The sequence below is a fragment of the Methanoculleus caldifontis genome, assembly GCF_032842345.1.
GTDB lineage: Archaea > Halobacteriota > Methanomicrobia > Methanomicrobiales > Methanoculleaceae > Methanoculleus > Methanoculleus caldifontis.
On sequence record NZ_WBKO01000001.1, the window covers coordinates 110,616 to 128,742 of the forward strand.

Sequence of the window (18,127 nt, forward strand, 5' to 3'; positions counted from 1 at the left end):
TTATCTCTCCTGCCTGCTCTCCAGCAACTGCCGGATCGCCCGGAGCTCCTCCACGATCTCGCCGGCGGCAGGGAGTGCCGGCGGCTGCTCCGCCCCGCCGTCGACCGCGACCGGGCCGACCGTCCGGACGAAGTTCATGATCTTCTCCTGAACGTCTTTTGGGTCCTCGATCCCGGTGAGGACGATCTCCGCCTGTGCCTGGGCCGAGTAGCCCGCGGTCTGCACTTTGACCGCCGAGAAGGCGAAGTAGCGCATCAGGGGCCCCTGGCTGATATCGACGTTCGTGATCCGGTTGTAGGGGACGATCCCCGTCTGCCGGAACCAGACCCCCCGCTGCCAGGTGATCTCGGTGACGGTCAGCCGGTAGACGATGCTCTCGTAGTAGAGCGGGATCCAGTAGACGACGAAGACGAAGGCGCCGACGACCGGCAGCGTGACGGCGAGAGCGATGGGTGCCGGGCTCAGGGCGACGAGCGGGACGAACCACGGCAGGACGAAGACGGCGATGGCAAGGCCCAGGGAGGCGTAGAGGTAGGACCGGAACTGCGGCGCCGGTTTGAACGCCTCTCCGATATGGAGCGGGGTGAGGGGCATGATATCAGACCACTTATCTCAACCCTTGCTGATTAAGCCTTCCCCGCCGGCGAGGTCTCTCCGGAGGATATGGCGGTCGCCCCCCTCGCCGAAGTAGTCCGGAGAGAACTCCGCCCCCTCAAAGCCGTGCTTCTCGTAGAGCGCCCGGGCGCCCCGGTTCGACGGTGCGACCGAGAGATAGACCTCCCTCGCCCCCACCTCCCGGAGACTGTCGACGACGGCGGAAACCAGGCTCTCCCCGATTCCCCGGCGCCGGTGCTCCCCTGCGACCACCAGCCGGATGATCCACCCGGTCGCCGGCCGGTGCTGCACGAGCGCCCCGATGGTGTAGCCGACGACCCTCCCGGCGCACTCCGCGATGAAGAAGGTCCCGGCGAAGAGGATGCCCGCCTGCCGGACGAAGACCTCGGGCTTGCACCCCTGCGGGCTGTTCTCCCGCTCGAGGGCAGAAACAGACGGGAAGTCCTCCTCGCGGTATTTCCTGACGATCACGTCCATACGGATGTATTCGCCGTGAGGAGTAAAAAGAGAAGAGCCCCGGTCCCTCGCGCACCAGGGCATGCGAGGCCGCGCAGGCTCACTTCTTCATGCCCTTCTGGAGCATGTCGCGTGCCATCTGGTAGGTCTCGATCTTGTGCTGCATCAGTTCCATGTGCTGCTGCTTCATCTTGATGCGGGACTCGATCATCCGGACCATCAGTTGCCGCATCTGGTCCTCGTCTAAAAGATCGTACATCTTCGTCAGAAGCATATCGTGGGCGCCGTAACCGCCGTGGTGTGTCATGCCATAACCCCCTGTAACGACCTGCCCATACAGGCAGGTCGGCACCCCGATATCCGCCGGGTCTTAAAAACCTTATGACACCCCGCAGGCCTACCGCGAGGGCCCGAACGCTTCGCCGTGTTCGGCCCAGTTCTCGACGGGCGGCTCGTAGAGGACGATGCAGACGTCTTCGGGGCGGACGCCCGCATCGTGGTCGAGGTACCCCACGATCGCCCGATAGAGCGCCTGCTTCGTCTCGGCGCTCCGCCCCGGCATGAGCGAGGCCTCGATCAGGACCGCGTCGGCCGACCGGCCGGGGGGCATCGGGAAGTTCTCGGGTTTGCGCTCGCAGAGCCGGAGCCAGAGGGCGGCCTCCGGGGTCCCTAAAGCGTCCACGAAAGCCTTGCGAAGGCTCTCGATGAGTAATTGCCGGTACTCGACCGGCTTTCCCGTGCGGATCTCGATCTTCACAAGCGGCATGCGGACCTACTCCGGCGGCAGGGCGGGGATCCACCGGGATCCCTGCTCTCCGTTATGATTGCTGTGCGGCACCGGGCCTATTAACGCTTTCCTCAGGAGAGGCCCGCCGCTCCGGTCTCCGGGCCCCGGGAGCGGTTGATGCAGGCGTTGAGCACCTCCTCCATCAGGAGGAGCGCCCCCTCGATCCCGGCAATCGTGCGGGAGGAGAGGAGGACCCTGCCCCGGAGCGGCGGGGTCAGCCCGACGAACGCGGCGCCGGGGGCGATGGACCGCTCGTAGGAGGAGCCGAGGACGAGGTCCGGCTCAGCGTCCAGGATCATCTTCCGGACCGCCGCGAAATCGGTCGTGGAGGTCCCGGGACCGTTCCGGGCCGCGACATGGGCGATCTCGGCGCCCAGGTAGCGGTCGAGGAGGTCCGCGGCGAATGAGGCATACGCGCTCTGGGCAGTGATCGCCACCCGGGGCGGGTCGAACCGGCGGAGGTACTTGTCGCAGGCCTTCCGGATCCGGGCGTCGGCCCAGGCGATTTCCTCACTGACGGGGCGGGCATCGACCCCGTCGACTGCGGCCGCGAGCCGCTCGAACGTCCCGGCAACGGCCTCTAGGCCGAGGAGCGAGCCGCACGAGGTCCCGACACCGCTCGATAGGTCCGGGTTCGTCTCGACGGTGAACGGGGCAGCACGGTGGGCCGCCTCGTAGCGGTCGAGGCAGAATGTCGTCCCGACCGTGGCGCCGGCGAGGTTGAGGAGCCGCCGGGCCTCGATGGCGTTCCCCCGGCAGAAGGGGTCGGTCCGGCAGATCCCGTCGATGTTGACGCCGGGGGCGTCAGGGTCCACCTCCGGCGCGACGCAGTCGAGCGCCCGGCGGTAGCCGGCCTCGAGGTCGCCGAGGAACCCGGGGCTGTCGACGACGAGGATACGCCCGTCGGAGGCGAGGTCGCCGATCTCCTCGCCCATGATCGCGGGGACGCAGGTGTTGACGACGGCTATTTTGGAGTAGCGGCCCTCGAGGTCGCCGATCACCTCCGCGAGGCGCGACTCCGTCCCGAAGATGATCTCGCTCTCGACGAGGAACGTCCCGTGGATGGGGACCCCGACGAGGGATGAGGGGTAGAAGTAGCAGCCGCTCGACCCGTGGACGACGACGGCGAGGTCCTCGAACCCCGAAAGGCATGCGACCGCCCCGGTCATCGCACAGGGCCAGAGCGGGTTCTCGCACGGCGTATGCTGGTCCTCTGGCATCGTTCTACAAGATCATGGAGGCGCGGAGATATAAAAGACGGGCTCTGAGGAGATGCCCCGGAGGACTGCCGCAAATATCCCGGGTGACTGCCGGCAACCTGTCTTCGCGGCTTCGCGCCTTCGCGTGAGACCGGATGGCTCCCCTATTATGACCTCACGCGAAGCCGCGAAGCCGCGAAGAGAGTTATTAACAACTCCAGGGCTTCGCGACTTCACGTGAGATGCTGATACTGGCGGCGGCCCTACACCGTCCGGACGAGCGACGCGAGGTACTGCCCGACCTCGCTCGTCTTCTTCGCCCCGCCCATATCCCGGGTGACGTATCCATCGAGGATGCTCTGCTCGATCGCCCGGAGGACCGCCGCCGCCGCTTCGTGCTCCCCGATGTGGTCGAGGAGCATCGAGCCCGCCCAGACGGTCGCGAGCGGGTTTGCGACGTCCATGCCCCGGTATTTCGGCGCGGAGCCGTGGATCGGCTCGAACATCGACGTCCCCGCGGGGTTGATGTTCCCGCCGGGGGCGAGGCCGAGCCCGCCCTGGATCATGGCGCCGAGGTCGGTGATGATGTCGCCGAACATATTCGGGGTGACGACGACGTCGAACCACTCGGGGTTCTTGACGAACCACATCGTGACGGCGTCGACGAAGTTGAACTCGGTCCGGACGTCCGGGTAGCCGGCGGCGACGTCGGTGAAGACATCCCGCCAGAGGCCGTAGACGTCGGAGAGGACGTTTGCCTTGTCGACCGAGGTGAGTTTCTTCTCCCGCCGCTCTGCGAGGTCGAAGGCGTAGCGGATCACCCGCTCCGCGCCCGGCCGGGTGATCACCCCGATCTGGTAGGCGAGTTCGTCGGCGTCGGTCTCGACGTCGAGGCCGAATTTGACGCTGTAGATGTCACGGACGACCTCGAGGGTCTTCTGCTCGTGTCTTCCGGTGAACCGCGAGCCGATCCCGACGTAGAAGTCCTCGGTGTTCTCCCGAACGACGACGAAGTCGATGTCCTCCGGCTTCTTGTTCGCGAGCGGCGTCGTGACGCCGTCGAGGAGCTTGATCGGTCTGAGGTTGATGAACTGGTCGAAGTGGAACCGGATGGCGAGCAGGATCCCCTTCTCGAGGATCCCCGGCTTCACCCGGTCGTCGCCGATGGCGCCGAAGTAGATCGCGTTGAACTTCGAGAGCTCCCGGATATCCTCCTCGGTCAGGAGTTCCCCGGTCGCAAGGTAGCGCTCCGCCCCGATGTCGAAGTCCGTCCACGCGATATCAAACCCATACCGCTCGCCCGCGGCGTCGAGGACCTCTCTGCCCGCCGCCACGATCTCGGGGCCGATCCCGTCCCCGCCGATTGCCGCTACTCGATGTTGCATCTCTTCACCTCATCCAGGTTCTTCGCGTAGGATACGAGGCCGCCGGCATCGACGATCTCCTTGAGGAAACCGGGCACCGGCTCGACCGCGAGCCTTCTGCCGTTCGCCTCGATGTAGCCGCCGGCGAGGTCCACGTTGACGGCGTCGCCGTCTGCTATAGCGTCCGCCTCCGGACAGACCAGGGGCAGGAGCCCCGTGTTGACGGCGTTCCGGTAGAAGATCCTCGCAAAGGACTTCGCGACCACGACCTTCACCCCGGCGCCGAGGAGCGCGAGCGGCGCGTGCTCGCGGGAGGAGCCGCACCCGAAGTTGGTCCCCCCAACCACGACGTCGCCTTCCCGCGCCTCTTTCGCAAACTCATCCCGCGTCCCCTCGAACGCGTGCTTCGCGAGCTCCGCCGGATCGTAAATCGTGAGGAACCTGCCGGGGATGATCGCGTCCGTATCGATATCGTCGCCGAACTTCCATACCCGCATCTTCACACCTCCCTCGGGTCGGTGATCTCGCCGTAGAGGGCGCTTGCCGCCGCCGTCGCCGGCGAAGAGAGGTAGACCAGGGCCTGCGTGCTCCCCTGCCTCCCCCGGAAGTTCCGGTTCGAGGTCGAGAGCGAGACTTCGCCGGGGGCAAGGAGCCCGAACGCCCCGCCCATGCAGGGACCGCAGCACGGTGCTTCCACAAGGGCTCCCGCCTCGACGAACCGCTCGATGAGGCCGGCCCGGAGGGCCTTGAGATACTCCGTCCGCGAGGCCGGGATGACGATCACCCGGACGCCGGGGGCGAACGCATCAGCACTCCCCATCACCTCGGCCGCCTCGAAAAGGTCCTCGTAGCGCCCGTTCGTGCAGGAGCCGATGAAGACCTGGTCGACCTTCGTCCCCGCGACCTTTGTGACGTCGACGACGTTGTCGACGTTGTGGGGGACGGCGACCTGGGGTGCGAGGTCGGTGACGTCGTAGCGCCGGCGGTCCCGGTAGGTTGCGTCCACGTCGCCCGCAAGGTCGAAGGGCTCGATATCCCGGCGTGCGGCGACGTAATCCCAGGTGGCCGCGTCGGGCCGGACGATCCCGGCCTTCGCACCCATCTCGATCGCCATGTTCGCGCAGGTCATCCGGCCGGCCATATTCATCTTCTCCATGGCCCGGCCCGTGAACTCAAGCGCCATATAGGTCGCGCCGTCGGCGCCGATATCCCCGGCGAGCGAGAGGATGAGGTCCTTCGGACCGACTCTCCGGCCGAATCTCCCGTCGACCTCGACGAGGATGCTCTCGGGCACCCGGAAGTAGAGCGCCCCGAACTTCAGGACGAACCCCATATCGGTCGAGCCGATCCCGGTCGCGAACGCGCCCGCCGCACCGTAGGTGCAGGTGTGGGAGTCGGTCCCGACGATGATCTCGCCCGGCGCCGCCCGCCCCTTCTCCATCACGACCTGGTGGCAGACGCCCTCCAGGAGGTCGTAGTTGTGGATCCCCTGCTCCGCTGCAAACTGCCGCATGAAGACATGGTTCTCGGCAGCCGGTATCGAATCGGCGGGCACCTGGTGGTCGAAGAGCATAATGATCCGCTCCGGATCATACACGCGCTCTCCTCCCATCTCACGGAAGACCCGGACCGCAAGCGGGCCGGTGATGTCGTGGATCATCGCCGCGTCCACCGGGGCCATCACCACGTCGCCCGCGCGGACGGATCTACCGCACTTCATCGAGAATATCTTCTCTGCGATCGTCGCCGCCATATAGTATCGCGTTCTGGTACGCGCTTCAGGCGTATGTAGTTTGGCAGAAGCGCCCGGGTGGTGCAGGAAATCGGGGCCGTATCCGGCGGGATTTGAGGGGAGTACCCTTATGTGGCCCCATGCGGATTGTATAAGGAGAAGCGATGACCGACGGACCGACCCCGGCAATGCGGCAGTACTACTCGGTGAAGACCCGTTACCCCGATGCGATCCTCTTCTTCCGGATGGGGGACTTCTACGAGACGTTCGGCGAAGACGCCGGCGTGGTGGCCCGCGAACTCGATATCACCCTGACGGCGCGTGGGAAAGATAAGAACGGCGACCGGATGCCGCTCGCGGGCGTCCCGCACCACGCCGCCGACGGCTACATCGCCCGCCTGGTAGGCAAGGGCTACAAGGTGGTGATCTGCGATCAAATAGAGGACCCGAAGACCGCAAAGGGCGTCGTGAAGCGCGACGTGACCAGGGTGATCACGCCGGGCACCCTGATAGACTCCTCGATGCTCGGCTCGGCGGGCGCCCGGTACCTGATGGCGGTCGCCCCCGACCGGAAGGAGACCTACGGCCTCGCGTTCCTTGACGTCTCCACCGGCGAGTTCTTCGTCTCCGCCGGGCGGGACTATGCCGATATCGTCTCGGAGGCGGTCAGGTACCGCCCCTCGGAGGTCATCGTCCCCGAGAGCCTTCCTGACGCGCTCCCGGACCGGCTCGAGACCGTCGGGGTGACGGTGAGCCGCTACCGCGACGACGCGTTCGACACGGACGCGGCGTGCGAGCGCCTTTGTAGGCAGTTCGGGACGGCGACGCTCGACGGCTACGGCTGTGCCGGGTTGAGCGGCGCGATCGCCGCGGCCGGAGCGGCGCTCCGCTACGCCCAGGAGACCCAGCAGTCGCCCCTCTCCCACATCACAGGGCTTTCGACCCGGATCCCGACGGGGAACATGGTTCTCGACGCGATCACCCTCCGGAACCTCGAACTCACGGCGGGGATCCGGGGCGAGGGTGACGGGAGCACCCTGCTTGCCGCCCTCGACGTCACCGAGACCTCGATGGGGAGCCGGACGATGCGGTCGTTCCTGGTCGCCCCCCTGGTCCGGAAGGCGGCGATCGAGGCGAGGCTCGATGCCGTCGGGTGGTTCGTCGGCCACTCCATCGAGCGGCAGGCGCTCCGCGCAGCGCTCGGCGAGTTCGCCGACATCGAGCGGATCGCGGGGAGGATCGCCTACGGGAACGCCGGCCCCCGCGACCTCTTCACGCTCAGGGAGTCGCTCGAGGCGATACCGGACGTGAAGACGCTCTTTGCTGGCGACGTGCCGGCCCTCGTCCGCGAGGCCCTCGACGCGATGGACGACCATGCCCGCGTCGTCGACCTTGTCGGGCGGGCGATCGTCGACGACCCGCCGGCGCTCGCGAAGTCCGGCGGGATGATCCGCGAGGGGTTCAATGCGAATCTCGACGAACTCCGGCACCTCGCGACGACCGGGAAGGACTGGATCGTGGAGTTCCAGCAGCAGGAGCGGGAGCGGACCGGCATCAAGTCGCTCAAGGTCGCCTACAACCGGGTCTTCGGCTACTTCATCGAGGTGACGAGGCCGAACCTGCACCTGGTCCCGCCGGAGTACGAGCGGAGGCAGACGACCGCGAACGGCGAGCGCTACACGATACCCGATCTCCGGGAGAAGGAGGCGATGATCGCGACCGCGGAGGAGCGCCTTTCCGCACTCGAGGCGGAGATCTACGCCGAACTCGTCCGGACGCTCGCAGAAGAGGTCCCCCCCCTCCAGGCAACCGCACGTGCCGTGGGGCTGCTCGACGTCTACGCGGCCCTCGCCGAGGTCGCGGCCCGCTACGGCTACTCCCGCCCGGTCATCGAGGAGAACGGCCGGGTCGTCATCCGCGACGGCCGCCACCCGGTCGTGGAGCGGCACCTCCCGGTCCCGTTCGTCCCGAACGACACCGACCTCGATAGTTCCGGCGACCAGATCATGATCATCACCGGGGCGAACATGGCGGGGAAGTCCACCTACATGCGGGCGGTGGCGCTCTGCTGCATCATGGCCCAGATGGGGAGTTTCGTCCCGGCCCGCCACGCCACGGTCGGGATCGTCGACCGGGTCTTCACCAGGGTCGGGGCGTTCGACGACCTCGCCTCCGGCCAATCGACGTTCATGGTCGAGATGCTCGAACTGGCAAACATCTTAAACAACGCGACGGCGCAGAGCCTGGTCATCCTCGACGAGATAGGACGCGGGACGAGCACGCTCGACGGGTGCGCGATCGCCCGGTCCGTGGTGGAGTTCCTCCACGGCAAGGCCTCCGCCGGCCCCCGGACCCTCTTTGCGACCCACTTCCACGACCTCATCGACCTCGAGGGGTCGCAGAAGCGGGTGAAGAACTTCCACTTCGCCGTGAGGGATACAGGGGAGGACGTGGTCTTCCTCCGCAAGATCATCCCCGGCGCGACCGACCGGAGTTACGGCGTCCACGTGGCGCACCTCGCCGGGGTCCCGAAGAAGGTGACCGACCGGGCGATAGAACTCCTCAAGGAGGCCTCGACGCGGGAGACCCCGGCCGGACCGCGGGCGCCCCGCTACACCCAGATGCTCCTCGTCGACTCCGGCGAGAGGGCGGTCGCCGAGAACCCGGCGGTCGGGGAACTCAGGAGCCTCAATCCTGACGAGATGACGCCGATAGAAGCGTTGAACGCCCTCTGCCGCCTCAGGAAGATGGCAAACGGAGAGAGGTGCGACCGATGACGGAGGCAAAGATCCGGGTCCTCGACCCGGACACCGTGAACCAGATCGCCGCCGGCGAGGTCGTGGAGCGGCCCGCGTCGGTGGCAAAGGAACTCCTCGAGAACGCCGTCGACGCGGGCGCGACGAGCATCCTCCTCGACGTCACCTCCGATATGGCCGGGATCACGAAGATACGGGTGACCGACGACGGCGAGGGGATGACGCCGGAGGAGGCGGTCCTCGCGTTCCACCCCCACGCGACGAGCAAGATCCGGGATATCGCCGACCTCACCGATATCCGGACGCTCGGGTTCCGGGGCGAGGCGCTCGCGAGCATCGCCGCCGTCGCGGAGGTGACGTTGATCACCCGCCCCCGGGGCGCCGGAGCGCTTGCCGGGACGCGGGTCGTCGTCCGGGGCGGCGAGATCGTCGAGAAGAGCGAGGTCGGGGCGCCGGAGGGGACGACGATCGTCGTGGAGCACCTCTTCTACAACACCCCCGCCCGCCGGAAGTTCTTGAAGAGCAAGAACACCGAACTCGCCCACCTCTACGGGGTTGTCGAGAACCTCTCGCTCGCCCACGGCGAGGTCGCCTTCCGGGTCGTCCACAACGGGAAGGAGCGGATGGCGACCCAGCGGGCCGCGGGGCTCCTCGCCATCATCGCCGGGCTCTACGGCGCGGACCTCGCCCGGACGCTCGTCCCGGTCGAGGCGAGGCTCCCCTTCCTCCGTATCAGCGGCTACGTCTCCCGCCCCCTGGAGAGCAGGGGGAACCCCTCGCAGGTCTTCCTGAGCATCAACGGGAGGAGCATCTCCTCACGGCCTATCGCCGCCGCGATCCGGGAGGGGTATGGGACCCTCCTCCCGAAGGACCGCTATCCGGTGGCGTTCCTTGACCTCTCGCTCGAGACCGACCTGGTGGACGTCAACGTCCACCCGACGAAACGGGAGGTTCGCCTCTCCCGGGAGCGGGAGATCCTCGCGGCGGTCACGGCCGCGGTAGAGGAGGCGCTCGCCGGCCACGACCTCGTCGGCGAGAGGCCGGCCGAACCCGTGCAGCAGCACCTCGCGGCCCCGGATGAGACTGCCCCGGCCCCGGCTCCTGCCCCGGCGGCCCGCGAGGCCGAGGCGGCCTACGCCGCCGGACACCGCGAGATCGCCCTCTCCGACCGGCAGCTCCGCCGGACCGAGACGGAGGGGCGGGAGAACCTCCTCCCCGCGATGGAGCCGGTCGGGCAGGTGGCCGCGACCTACATCGTCGCGGAGGGGGCCGACGGCACCCTCTACCTCGTCGACCAGCACGCGGCCCACGAGCGGATCCTCTACGACCAGGTCGCGGAGGAGCGCGATAAGGCGGCGGGGTCGCAGGAACTGATCATGCCGGTCGTCCTCTCCCTCCCCCCGAAGGACTCCGCTGCGCTCCGGGACGCGATACCGCTCCTCGCTGACGAGGGGTTCACGGTCGAGGAGTTCGGCCGGGACACCTTCGCCGTCAGGGCGGTGCCGGCGGCCCTCGGCGCGGTCGAGGACCCGGAAGCCGTCAGGGAGACGATCGCCGAGATCCTGGACGGCGAGCCGCGCACCGGCCCCGACCGGCGGGAAGCGGTCACCTGCATCGTCGCCTGCAGGGGAGCGGTGAAGGCGGGCGCCCGTCTCACCCACGACCAGCAGAAGCGCCTCCTCACCCAGCTCGCCCGGACGAAGACCCCCTGGACCTGTCCCCACGGGAGGCCGACGGTGATTGCGTTCGACAAGCGGAAACTCGACGGGCTCTTCCGGCGAGTGTGAGAGAATAGCCCCGCAATATAACCCCGCAATAAACCCATTTTTTGATTTTGTCGGATTATTAAGGGAATATGGGCCAAATCCCGTATCGTAATGGCTTTATTCTTCGAGGACAAGAATGGCTATTGTCACAGGGGGGACTCACCCGCTGCGGACGAAAGGATTGAACCGATGTGACGCTACTCCAGCAGATTCGCCTCTGGATGATGACACAGGGTGGAGGGGAACAGTATCATGACTGTGAGAACGACCAGGTCATCGAGCACTACTTCAATATCTCTCCCGAAGCTATCCTCCCTCCGGAGATGCCGGATGTCCCGGCCGAAGAGAACAACTAATTGGAACCTCCAAAAGCGCCCTACCAGAAGAGACAATCTCTCAAACTCATACCCGCCTCATCACTTCTTTTTTGCATCCGCGCACCGGTAGCCCCGGCACCGCAGGATGCCGAACTGCCGGGCAAAAATGGGATCAGATGAACCGGAACGACTCCGCCAGAGGTGCCGCATCGGCGTTGTAGATGTCGTACTCCGCGGGGAAGACCGTGTGCATGACCGAGTAGAGGGTCCCGTTCCGGACGGTGTAACGGGCGATGAAGGTGTAGTCATCCTCATCGTTGATGGGAGCGGAGAACGCTGACATGTATCCCGGGCTGCCGTCGAGGGAGATCCTCTCCGTCGAGACCCATCTGGCATCGATCCCGGCCGCGAGGTCCTTTGCGTAGGTCTCGTTCAGTGCGAGGAGGACCTTCTCCGTATCGGCGGTATTCCCACCGGAGAGGGGGATCGCGTTCACGCGGACCTCCTCGTGCTTCACCGGCGAAGAGAACCAGACGCTCTCTCCCGACTCGGTGTAGAGCCACCCCTCCGGGCAGGTGAGAGCATACCCGTAGGTGGCGTTGACGTAGGTGCCGTTCTCGGGGACGGGCGCCGGGGTCGGGGTCGGGACCGGAGCGGGCTCGCCCTCTCCCGGGCCGGGAGACGGGGGCGCGGAGAGGCCCGGCAGCAGGACCGCGAGGACTGCGATCACGGCGACCGCAAGAGCCCCGGCGATCAAGAGACTCTGTGGTTTCATGGTTCTCCGGGTACGTGGCCCGTGCCCGGATAAATACCTTCAGGAGATCATGCCGGCGATCGCGATCCCGCCCCCCGGATACGCCGCAGCCGCCGGTCCCGGGAGCGGTTCGGCCCGGAGGTAGCGCAGGGCATCGTCGAGTGTCGCGACGTACTCCACCCGGATGTCGGTCTCGCCCTCGACGGCGGCCTTCATATCCGTGACCGGTCCCTGTCCTAAGCCGCGGTAACCGGGCGCCACGCTGTTCTCCTGCGGGATGAGGAGGAGTGTCCGACCGGAAGCGGCGGCGGCCTCCGCCTTCATGCCGATGCCGTCCACCCTGCCGATCCGGCCTGCGGAGTCGATCGTCCCGGTCACGGTCACGCTCTCGTTGAGCGGGAAGCCCTCCAGCGCCGAGACCATCAGGACCGCCATCAGCGCTCCGGCGCTGGGGCCGTCGATCCCGTTGACGTCTCCCCCGGCCTGGAGGGAGACGATGACGTCGCTTCCGGAGAGGTCCGCCCCGGTCCGGCGCTCTGCGGCGGCAAGGGCGGTCCTCGCGGCGTCCTGGAATATCACCCCCATCAGGGGCGTCGTATGGACGAGAAGCCTTCCTTTGCCGGGCACGACCTCGACCGTGACGGTCACCATCGCGCCCTCTTCGGTCACCTGCTCGTACAGAAAGAGGCCCTGGCGCACGAGCTCAATCCTCTGGACCACCACGGGCGCACTAAGCGTGGCCGAATCCGGGTAGGCCGGGGCGGGAGAGACCGCATCCCCGGGAAGGGGGCCGACCGGGTCCTGCAACGCCAGGGAGGCCGGGAAGGTGCAGCAGACGAGGATGAGCAGGAGGAGGGCGAACCGGGAGTGCATGGCGATCACGAGAGAACCCCGTGGGAAGGTATAAAGGTCTTGCTACGTTCCGCCGGGAGCACGGATCTCGGCGAGCAGGTCGTCTATGGAGCCCGCGTACACCACGCGGATGCCGAAGTTCTCCTCGATGAACTCCCGTGCGTCCACGATCACCGGACGTTGCCGGGCGACGATCAGCCAGGCGGGCGACCTGGCGTTCTCGCGGTACTCGACCATCCGTTCGTTCCTCTCCGGGAGGACGAGGAGCGTCTTCCCGCTCGCCGCGGCGGCCTCCGCCTTCTCGAGAACCCCGCCGACCGGGCCGATGCCCCCGGTCTCGTCGACGGTCCCGGTCACGGTCACGCTCTCGTTGAGCGGGAACCCTTCGAGCACCGAGAGGAGGAGGATTGCCATCAGCGCCCCCGCACTGGGCCCGTCGATCTCCGAGACCTCGTCCGGCCCCTGGATGCTGAAGATGATGTCGCTCTGCGCGAGGTCGGCACGGGAGCGGTCGGCGGCGAGGGCGACCGCCCGGTTCGCGGTCTCCTGGAAGACGATCCCCATCAGGGGCTTTGTCTGGACGAGCACCCTTCCTTTGCCGGGGACGACCTCGGCCGAGATGGTCACCATCGCACCATCCTCGATCGCCTGCTCGTAGAAGAACGGGCCGCTCTGTTCGGGCTCGATCTTTCTGAGAACGACCGGTGCCTGCATCGAGGCCGTGCCGGACCCGGTCGCCCTCGCCGGGGTAAGGAGAGGCGGCGTCGCGACCGGCTCCACGGTCACCGTGCCGGACCCGGAGAAGGACGGGGAGGGGCCGTCCCCCTGGACGAGGACGACTGCGAGGAGGAAGACGTTCATGACGAGCGAGAGGACAAGCAGCACCGCCAGGGTCTTCTCCCGTATCCGCATACGCTGCCCGGATACCATTCGCCCGGATATATACCTTTCCGCGGCGACGGACGGAACGTCCGGAGCGGGAGAAACCCGGAGGGGTTCGAGCGGCGATGCTCTGCCGGGAGCGGAGCTCGAGCACCGTCAGGTGCGAGTGGCGACACTCTGCCGGGAGCGGAGCTCGAGCACTGTCAGGTGCGAGCGGCGACACTCTGCCGGGAGCGGAGCTCGAGCACCGTCAGGTGCGAGCGGCGATGCTCTGCCGGGAGCGGAGCTCGAGCACTGTCAGGTGCGAGCGGCGACACTCTGCCGGGAGCGGAGCTCGAGCACCGTCAGGTGCGAGCGGCGATGCTCTGCCGGGAGCGGAGCTCGAGCACTGTCAGGTGCGAGCGGCGATGCTCTGCCGGGAGCGGAGCTCGAGCACCGTCAGGTGCGAGCGGCGACGGGCCGGACAACGCTCCCCGGTCCGGAGAACCAGCCCTCAATATGGAGCCGCCCCGTCTTCACCCCGGCGGTCTGACCGCCTCGATCTCGAGACGCACCATCGGGACGTGGATGCGGCCGTCGGGCGACGGGTGCCGCTCGACGTACCGGTTCGCCAGTTCGGCGACGAATGCCGGCCGGGCCTCCTCGGGCAGCCGGTCGAGGTAGAGGAGCCAGGTAGTCCGGATCCACCCCATGAGACCATCCAGCCCTCGCACCTGCGGTGCTCGAGCTCCGGACGTTTCGTCCGTCGCTTTATCGAATGACATGTCCTTCCCGATCAGCTCGACCCGCACCGGCGTGAGTCCCGCTTCCGCAAGCCACTCGCGCTCCTCCTCCGGCCCATAGAAGGCGTAGCGGGGGACCGGACCGTCGAAGAGATCCTTCCACGGCTCCTCTTCGAGCATCGCGTCCGCGAGCGCGAGGACCGGTGCGGCATTTCCCTTCCCGCCCATCTGGAGGAGGACCCTGCCCCCCGGCCGGAGAGCGCGGGCAATGCCCGAAAAGACCCTGCCGTGGTCGGGGACCCAGTGCAGGGCGGCGTTTGAGAAGACCACGTCGAACTCCCCATCAAACGGCAGGTCGAGCATGTCCCCCTCGACGAACCGGAGATTCGGGCACCGCTCCGGGGGAAGATGCTCCCGGGCAAAGGCGATCATATCGGGGGAGAGGTCGAGGCCGAGCACCGAACCGGAGGAAAGGCGGGCTGCAATCTCCGCGGTCACCTTCCCCTCGCCGCAGCCGAGATCCAGCACCCGCTCGTTGCCGGATAGATCGAGCTTCGCGATCAGTTCATGCGCCCAGCTGGCCTGGGTGGACGAGTGCTGCCGGTAGTCATCCGGATTCCACGTGTGTGCGATGATACTCCCTCCATGCGAGTTGCCCGGCCGGAACAGCAGTCAGGTTCTCGCAGGTGAGAGGTATCGCCGCAACAGGGTATCAAGCCACCTGCATCGGGTCGTCGTTGACTCGCTCGAAGAAGGGAGAAGAGGAGGACACTCATTACAGACTTCGCGCTCTTCGCGGCTCGCACCTGCGGTGCTCAAGCTCGCTGCGCTCGCACTTCGCGTGAGATTGTATCGCCATCCTACACGGAGCCTCACGCGAAGCCGCGAAGGCCGCGAAGTGCAACTGCCTGCAGGGCAGGAGCATGAGCACCGTCAGGTGCGAAGAACGACGCTCCTGCGGAGCGGAGTTGGAGCACCGGAGGTGCGACTTGCGAGCAAAGCGAGCATGAGAAGCCCTCAGGCTTCGAAGCGTGAACGAAGTGAGCGTGAGCACCGTCAGGTGCGAAGTGCGAGCAAAGCGAGCATGAGAAGCCCTCAGGCTTCGAAGCGTGAACGAAGTGAGCGTGAGCACCGTCAGGTGCGAAGTGCGAGCAAAGCGAGCATGAGAAGCCCTCAGGCTTCGAAGAACGACGCTCCCACAGAGCGGAGTTGGAGCACCGGAGGTGCGACTTGCGATGGCCCGGAGGGCCGGAGCTTGAACACCGCCAGGTGCTAGGGCACTCATTACGGGCTTTGTGCGAGACCGTGAGGAAACCCGAACCGCTCACAACCCCATCCGGCAGAGGTCCCGCATCGCCCGGAGGACGTAGAGGGTCTCGCCCTCGAGCCTCTCCTCGTCGACGATGAACGAGACGAAACCCGCACGGGCGAAGAGTCCCCTCACCGCGGAAGGATCGGTCAGGGACGAGACCAGGAGGAGAACCCGCCCGAAGGGCGAGAGCACCCGGCCTACATCCGCGGCGAACTTCTCTATCGTCACCCTCCCCGTCGGCCCGCCGTCGAGGGCGTACTCCAGCCAGTCGTCGATCCGCTCCTCGGGAGCGGTCGGGAGGTAGGGCGGGTTGAAGAGGATGAGGTCGAAGGGCCCCGATAGCCCCGCAAAAAGGTCGGTCCGGACCGCCGCGACCCCGCGCGAGCGGGCGCATGCCACCGCATGGGGGTTGATGTCGGTCGCGACGACCGCCGCCGCCCGGTCGAGAAGTCCGGCCGCGACGTAGCCGCTCCCGGTCCCGACCTCCAGCACCCGGTCGGTCTCCCGGACCTCCCGGAGCGCCGCCCTGAGGAGGAGAAACGAGTCCTCGGCTGGCGGATAGACCTGATCGGGAACCTCGCCGCGGTTCACGGTCAGCACCCGGCGAGCGTGTTTGCCACCAGCGCGAACTCCTCAAGCGTCAGGTCTTCGGGCCGCCGCTGGAGAAGATCTTCGGGGAGGGCCGCGATCGCCCGCTCGATCGTCTCGGAGGCAAACGCATCCTCCCCGAGCCTGAGCGCCTTCCTGATGGTCTTTCGCCGGTGGGAGAAGAGCACCCGGACGACGTCGGCGTAGACCTTCCGGTCAGTTATCGGGTACGGCGGTTCGTGCGGAGTGATCCTGACAACCCAGGAGCGGACCTGGGGCCTCGGCCGGAAGGAGGCGGGCGAGAGCTCGAGGATGGGTTTGACCGACGCATAGGTCTGGACCATCACCGAGAGCCGGCCCACATCGGACGTCCCCGGCTGCGCGATCATCCGCTGGGCAAACTCCTTCTGGTACATCAGGACCGCGACCTCAAACCCGATATCGAGCAGTCGGAAGGTGATCTTAGAAGAGACAGAATAAGGGAGGTTCGCGACGACGAGGTCGAACGGCGGGATCTCCACCTTCTTCGCATCGCCGGGGACTATCTCGAGACGGCCTTCCTCAAGCTCGTCGGCGAAGGTCAACTCGAGTTCTTCCACAAGAGCGGGATCGATCTCCACCGCGATGACGTGCGCACCACGGTCGAGGAGGGCGCGAGTGAGGATCCCCTCGCCCGGCCCGATCTCGAGCACCCGCCGACCGGAGACCTCGACCGAACCCGCAATCCTCTCGACGGCCCTCCGGTCGACGAGGAAGTGCTGATCTCTTGGAGCGCTCATTTCGACGTAAAGACGTGATACTTCTCTTCCGGATCCTCGATCTCGTGCAGGATCCGGTTGATGATCATCCGGTCGGGGTGCGGGAGCGACTTGATCCGTGCAGAGATGTCCGCAAAGGACTCAAACGGCTTCTTCCCCCGCTGCTCGATGATCTCCCACATCAGTTTCTTCCCGATGCCGGGAAGCAGGTGCAGCATGTGGAACTTCGGCGTGATGGGAACGGACTTGTTGAAGAAGTCGACGAACCTCGACTCGTTCTCGCGGACGATCTGCTCGACCACGAACGGCAACTCGAGCTTCGCCGTCGCCGTCAGGTCCTCGTAGCTCATCCGCCGCTTGACCCGCTCAATCTTCTCCCGCTCCGCATCGCCGATGTAGACCCGGTCGTAGACCTGGATGTTCGCACCCGTCTTCGGGACGAGCTCGAGCAACTTGAACTGGTCCACGCCGACGGCGAGGACGACCGGTTCGCGCTTGTAGACAGGACGCTGGTCGTTCGCATATCCCATTGGAAGGATATCGATGACTATAGCGTTCTCCTCTTTCTTTTCGGTCCTCACAGGCACCACCCCTTCAATCAGAAGTGAGTCATTACCAGATCGAGGATCTCGTCGAGCTCTTCCGTCGTAAGGTTGAACCGTTCTTTAGCGTAGATAGCACGCAGTTCGTCCCGGGTCCGCGGCATCAGGTTCGCGATGCGGAAGGCGATATCCTCCTTCATCTTCTCGAGCTTCACAAGCTCGGCGACGAGGTCGTGGGCCTTCTCGGCGGTGGTCTTTGAGAGGTGGTTGGCATGCTCGATACTCTTACGAAGTTCGTAAGACATCTCCTCGCCGGACTCAAGCCGGGCTGCCTCCACCGTAAGAAGCGTTTCACGCAGTTCGGGAAGCAGCATCCGCTCTTCGCTAACGATCCGTTTTACCTTCATGCCAATCACCAACTGATGAGAACTATACTTTCTGCGCTTTTAGATGTTGCGGTCTCGCAATCACCTGTTTCATCGTATCTCCGTCCCTGACCTCGAGGAGCCATGCGCGTCCGCGCTGCCCGATGACCGTGCCGGTCTTACCGTGGAATCTCCGGTGGGGCATGCCCTTCTGGACACTCGGCTCGACGACAACGTGCACCTTCTGCCCGATCTCGAAATTCTGGATCACCGAGGTGACCGGGGGGATACCGCGTTTTCGGAGGTCCTTCTTGAACTTATACCGCGTCTTCTTGCGTGGTCCATTATGATGTGCCATGA

Annotated in this window: 20 protein-coding genes; 3 read left to right on the plus strand and 17 right to left on the minus strand. The window is 66.1% G+C overall.

The features are described from left to right. The 8 genes from F8E02_RS00545 to F8E02_RS00580 form a co-directional block, all read right to left on the minus strand. Positions 1 to 594 carry a PH domain-containing protein gene (locus F8E02_RS00545; protein WP_317063490.1) on the minus strand — a complete coding sequence of 198 codons (594 nt, stop codon included), beginning with the start codon at positions 592 to 594 and terminating at the stop codon, positions 1 to 3. A gap of 18 nt (positions 595 to 612) precedes the next feature. Beyond that, entirely contained in the window at positions 613 to 1,092 is a 480-nt protein-coding gene (locus tag F8E02_RS00550; protein WP_317063491.1) for a GNAT family N-acetyltransferase, read from the minus strand. 79 nt (positions 1,093 to 1,171) lie between these two features. Further along, positions 1,172 to 1,378, minus strand: a complete 207-nt coding sequence (locus F8E02_RS00555) for a hypothetical protein (RefSeq protein ID WP_317063492.1) — start codon at positions 1,376 to 1,378, stop codon at positions 1,172 to 1,174. A 90-nt stretch (positions 1,379 to 1,468) separates the two neighbouring features. After that, entirely contained in the window at positions 1,469 to 1,837 is a 369-nt protein-coding gene (locus tag F8E02_RS00560; RefSeq protein ID WP_317063493.1) for a tautomerase family protein, read from the minus strand. A 92-nt stretch (positions 1,838 to 1,929) separates the two neighbouring features. Beyond that, a complete protein-coding gene (locus F8E02_RS00565) occupies positions 1,930 to 3,078 on the minus strand; it encodes a nitrogenase component 1 (RefSeq protein ID WP_317063494.1) in 1,149 nt (382 codons plus the stop codon). Between the two features lie 242 nt (positions 3,079 to 3,320). After that, positions 3,321 to 4,442 carry an isocitrate/isopropylmalate dehydrogenase family protein gene (locus tag F8E02_RS00570; protein ID WP_317063495.1) on the minus strand — a complete coding sequence of 374 codons (1,122 nt, stop codon included), beginning with the start codon at positions 4,440 to 4,442 and terminating at the stop codon, positions 3,321 to 3,323. Further along, complete coding sequence (locus F8E02_RS00575; protein ID WP_317063496.1) at positions 4,427 to 4,918, minus strand: 3-isopropylmalate dehydratase small subunit; 492 nt, start codon at positions 4,916 to 4,918, stop codon at positions 4,427 to 4,429. The genes F8E02_RS00570 and F8E02_RS00575 overlap by 16 nt, the downstream gene beginning before the upstream one ends. 2 nt (positions 4,919 to 4,920) lie before the next feature. After that, entirely contained in the window at positions 4,921 to 6,174 is a 1,254-nt protein-coding gene (locus tag F8E02_RS00580; RefSeq protein ID WP_317063497.1) for a 3-isopropylmalate dehydratase large subunit, read from the minus strand. 143 nt (positions 6,175 to 6,317) lie between these two features. On the opposite strand from F8E02_RS00580, the gene mutS reads away from it, so the two are divergent. The 3 genes from mutS to F8E02_RS00595 all read left to right on the plus strand — a co-directional run bounded on the left by mutS (position 6,318) and on the right by F8E02_RS00595 (position 11,031). After that, positions 6,318 to 8,930 carry a DNA mismatch repair protein MutS gene (gene mutS, locus F8E02_RS00585; protein ID WP_317063498.1) on the plus strand — a complete coding sequence of 871 codons (2,613 nt, stop codon included), beginning with the start codon at positions 6,318 to 6,320 and terminating at the stop codon, positions 8,928 to 8,930. Further along, positions 8,927 to 10,696 carry a DNA mismatch repair endonuclease MutL gene (mutL, locus tag F8E02_RS00590; RefSeq protein WP_317063499.1) on the plus strand — a complete coding sequence of 590 codons (1,770 nt, stop codon included), beginning with the start codon at positions 8,927 to 8,929 and terminating at the stop codon, positions 10,694 to 10,696. The genes mutS and mutL overlap by 4 nt, the downstream gene beginning before the upstream one ends. Positions 10,697 to 10,866: 170 nt before the next feature. Next, complete coding sequence (locus F8E02_RS00595) at positions 10,867 to 11,031, plus strand: hypothetical protein (RefSeq protein WP_317063500.1); 165 nt, start codon at positions 10,867 to 10,869, stop codon at positions 11,029 to 11,031. A 133-nt stretch (positions 11,032 to 11,164) separates the two neighbouring features. Here F8E02_RS00595 and F8E02_RS00600 read toward each other — a convergent pair whose 3' ends face one another. The 9 genes from F8E02_RS00600 to F8E02_RS00640 form a co-directional block, all read right to left on the minus strand. Beyond that, positions 11,165 to 11,767, minus strand: coding sequence for a PsbP-related protein (locus F8E02_RS00600; RefSeq protein WP_317063501.1), 603 nt, complete (start codon positions 11,765 to 11,767; stop codon positions 11,165 to 11,167). A 39-nt stretch (positions 11,768 to 11,806) separates the two neighbouring features. Beyond that, complete coding sequence (locus F8E02_RS00605; protein ID WP_317065131.1) at positions 11,807 to 12,619, minus strand: S16 family serine protease; 813 nt, start codon at positions 12,617 to 12,619, stop codon at positions 11,807 to 11,809. A 42-nt stretch (positions 12,620 to 12,661) separates the two neighbouring features. Continuing rightward, the gene (locus F8E02_RS00610; RefSeq protein ID WP_317063502.1) at positions 12,662 to 13,510 is read right to left on the minus strand and encodes a S16 family serine protease; all 849 of its coding nucleotides are present in this window, start codon (positions 13,508 to 13,510) and stop codon (positions 12,662 to 12,664) included. A gap of 485 nt (positions 13,511 to 13,995) precedes the next feature. Beyond that, positions 13,996 to 14,874 carry a class I SAM-dependent methyltransferase gene (locus F8E02_RS00615; RefSeq protein ID WP_317065132.1) on the minus strand — a complete coding sequence of 293 codons (879 nt, stop codon included), beginning with the start codon at positions 14,872 to 14,874 and terminating at the stop codon, positions 13,996 to 13,998. Positions 14,875 to 15,526: 652 nt separating this feature from the next. Then, the gene (locus tag F8E02_RS00620) at positions 15,527 to 16,105 is read right to left on the minus strand and encodes a HemK2/MTQ2 family protein methyltransferase (protein WP_317063503.1); all 579 of its coding nucleotides are present in this window, start codon (positions 16,103 to 16,105) and stop codon (positions 15,527 to 15,529) included. 2 nt (positions 16,106 to 16,107) lie between these two features. Beyond that, the gene (gene rsmA, locus F8E02_RS00625; protein WP_317063504.1) at positions 16,108 to 16,881 is read right to left on the minus strand and encodes a 16S rRNA (adenine(1518)-N(6)/adenine(1519)-N(6))-dimethyltransferase RsmA; all 774 of its coding nucleotides are present in this window, start codon (positions 16,879 to 16,881) and stop codon (positions 16,108 to 16,110) included. Then, positions 16,878 to 17,441: a DUF655 domain-containing protein gene (locus F8E02_RS00630; protein WP_317063505.1), complete on the minus strand. Its 564-nt coding sequence runs from the start codon at positions 17,439 to 17,441 to the stop codon at positions 16,878 to 16,880. Before F8E02_RS00630 ends, rsmA begins: the two co-directional genes overlap by 4 nt. Before the next feature lie 17 nt (positions 17,442 to 17,458). Further along, a complete protein-coding gene (locus F8E02_RS00635; protein ID WP_317063506.1) occupies positions 17,459 to 17,809 on the minus strand; it encodes an RNA polymerase Rpb4 family protein in 351 nt (116 codons plus the stop codon). A gap of 22 nt (positions 17,810 to 17,831) precedes the next feature. Next, complete coding sequence (locus F8E02_RS00640; protein WP_317063507.1) at positions 17,832 to 18,125, minus strand: 50S ribosomal protein L21e; 294 nt, start codon at positions 18,123 to 18,125, stop codon at positions 17,832 to 17,834. Positions 18,126 to 18,127: the final 2 nt, after the last annotated feature.

What these genes read in the sequence shown, in the direction of transcription:
- F8E02_RS00545 (WP_317063490.1), bottom strand. Translation starts at nt 594, where the DNA reads ATGCCCCTCACCCCGCTCCATATCGGAGAGGCGTTCAAACCGGCGCCG.
- F8E02_RS00550 (WP_317063491.1), bottom strand. Translation starts at nt 1,092, where the DNA reads ATGGACGTGATCGTCAGGAAATACCGCGAGGAGGACTTCCCGTCTGTT.
- F8E02_RS00555 (WP_317063492.1), bottom strand. Translation starts at nt 1,378, where the DNA reads ATGACACACCACGGCGGTTACGGCGCCCACGATATGCTTCTGACGAAG.
- F8E02_RS00560 (WP_317063493.1), bottom strand. Translation starts at nt 1,837, where the DNA reads ATGCCGCTTGTGAAGATCGAGATCCGCACGGGAAAGCCGGTCGAGTAC.
- F8E02_RS00565 (WP_317063494.1), bottom strand. Translation starts at nt 3,078, where the DNA reads ATGCCAGAGGACCAGCATACGCCGTGCGAGAACCCGCTCTGGCCCTGT.
- F8E02_RS00570 (WP_317063495.1), bottom strand. Translation starts at nt 4,442, where the DNA reads ATGCAACATCGAGTAGCGGCAATCGGCGGGGACGGGATCGGCCCCGAG.
- F8E02_RS00575 (WP_317063496.1), bottom strand. Translation starts at nt 4,918, where the DNA reads ATGCGGGTATGGAAGTTCGGCGACGATATCGATACGGACGCGATCATC.
- F8E02_RS00580 (WP_317063497.1), bottom strand. Translation starts at nt 6,174, where the DNA reads ATGGCGGCGACGATCGCAGAGAAGATATTCTCGATGAAGTGCGGTAGA.
- mutS (WP_317063498.1), top strand. Translation starts at nt 6,318, where the DNA reads ATGACCGACGGACCGACCCCGGCAATGCGGCAGTACTACTCGGTGAAG.
- mutL (WP_317063499.1), top strand. Translation starts at nt 8,927, where the DNA reads ATGACGGAGGCAAAGATCCGGGTCCTCGACCCGGACACCGTGAACCAG.
- F8E02_RS00600 (WP_317063501.1), bottom strand. Translation starts at nt 11,767, where the DNA reads ATGAAACCACAGAGTCTCTTGATCGCCGGGGCTCTTGCGGTCGCCGTG.
- F8E02_RS00605 (WP_317065131.1), bottom strand. Translation starts at nt 12,619, where the DNA reads ATGCACTCCCGGTTCGCCCTCCTCCTGCTCATCCTCGTCTGCTGCACC.
- F8E02_RS00610 (WP_317063502.1), bottom strand. Translation starts at nt 13,510, where the DNA reads ATGCGGATACGGGAGAAGACCCTGGCGGTGCTGCTTGTCCTCTCGCTC.
- rsmA (WP_317063504.1), bottom strand. Translation starts at nt 16,881, where the DNA reads ATGAGCGCTCCAAGAGATCAGCACTTCCTCGTCGACCGGAGGGCCGTC.
- F8E02_RS00635 (WP_317063506.1), bottom strand. Translation starts at nt 17,809, where the DNA reads ATGAAGGTAAAACGGATCGTTAGCGAAGAGCGGATGCTGCTTCCCGAA.
- F8E02_RS00640 (WP_317063507.1), bottom strand. Translation starts at nt 18,125, where the DNA reads ATGGCACATCATAATGGACCACGCAAGAAGACGCGGTATAAGTTCAAG.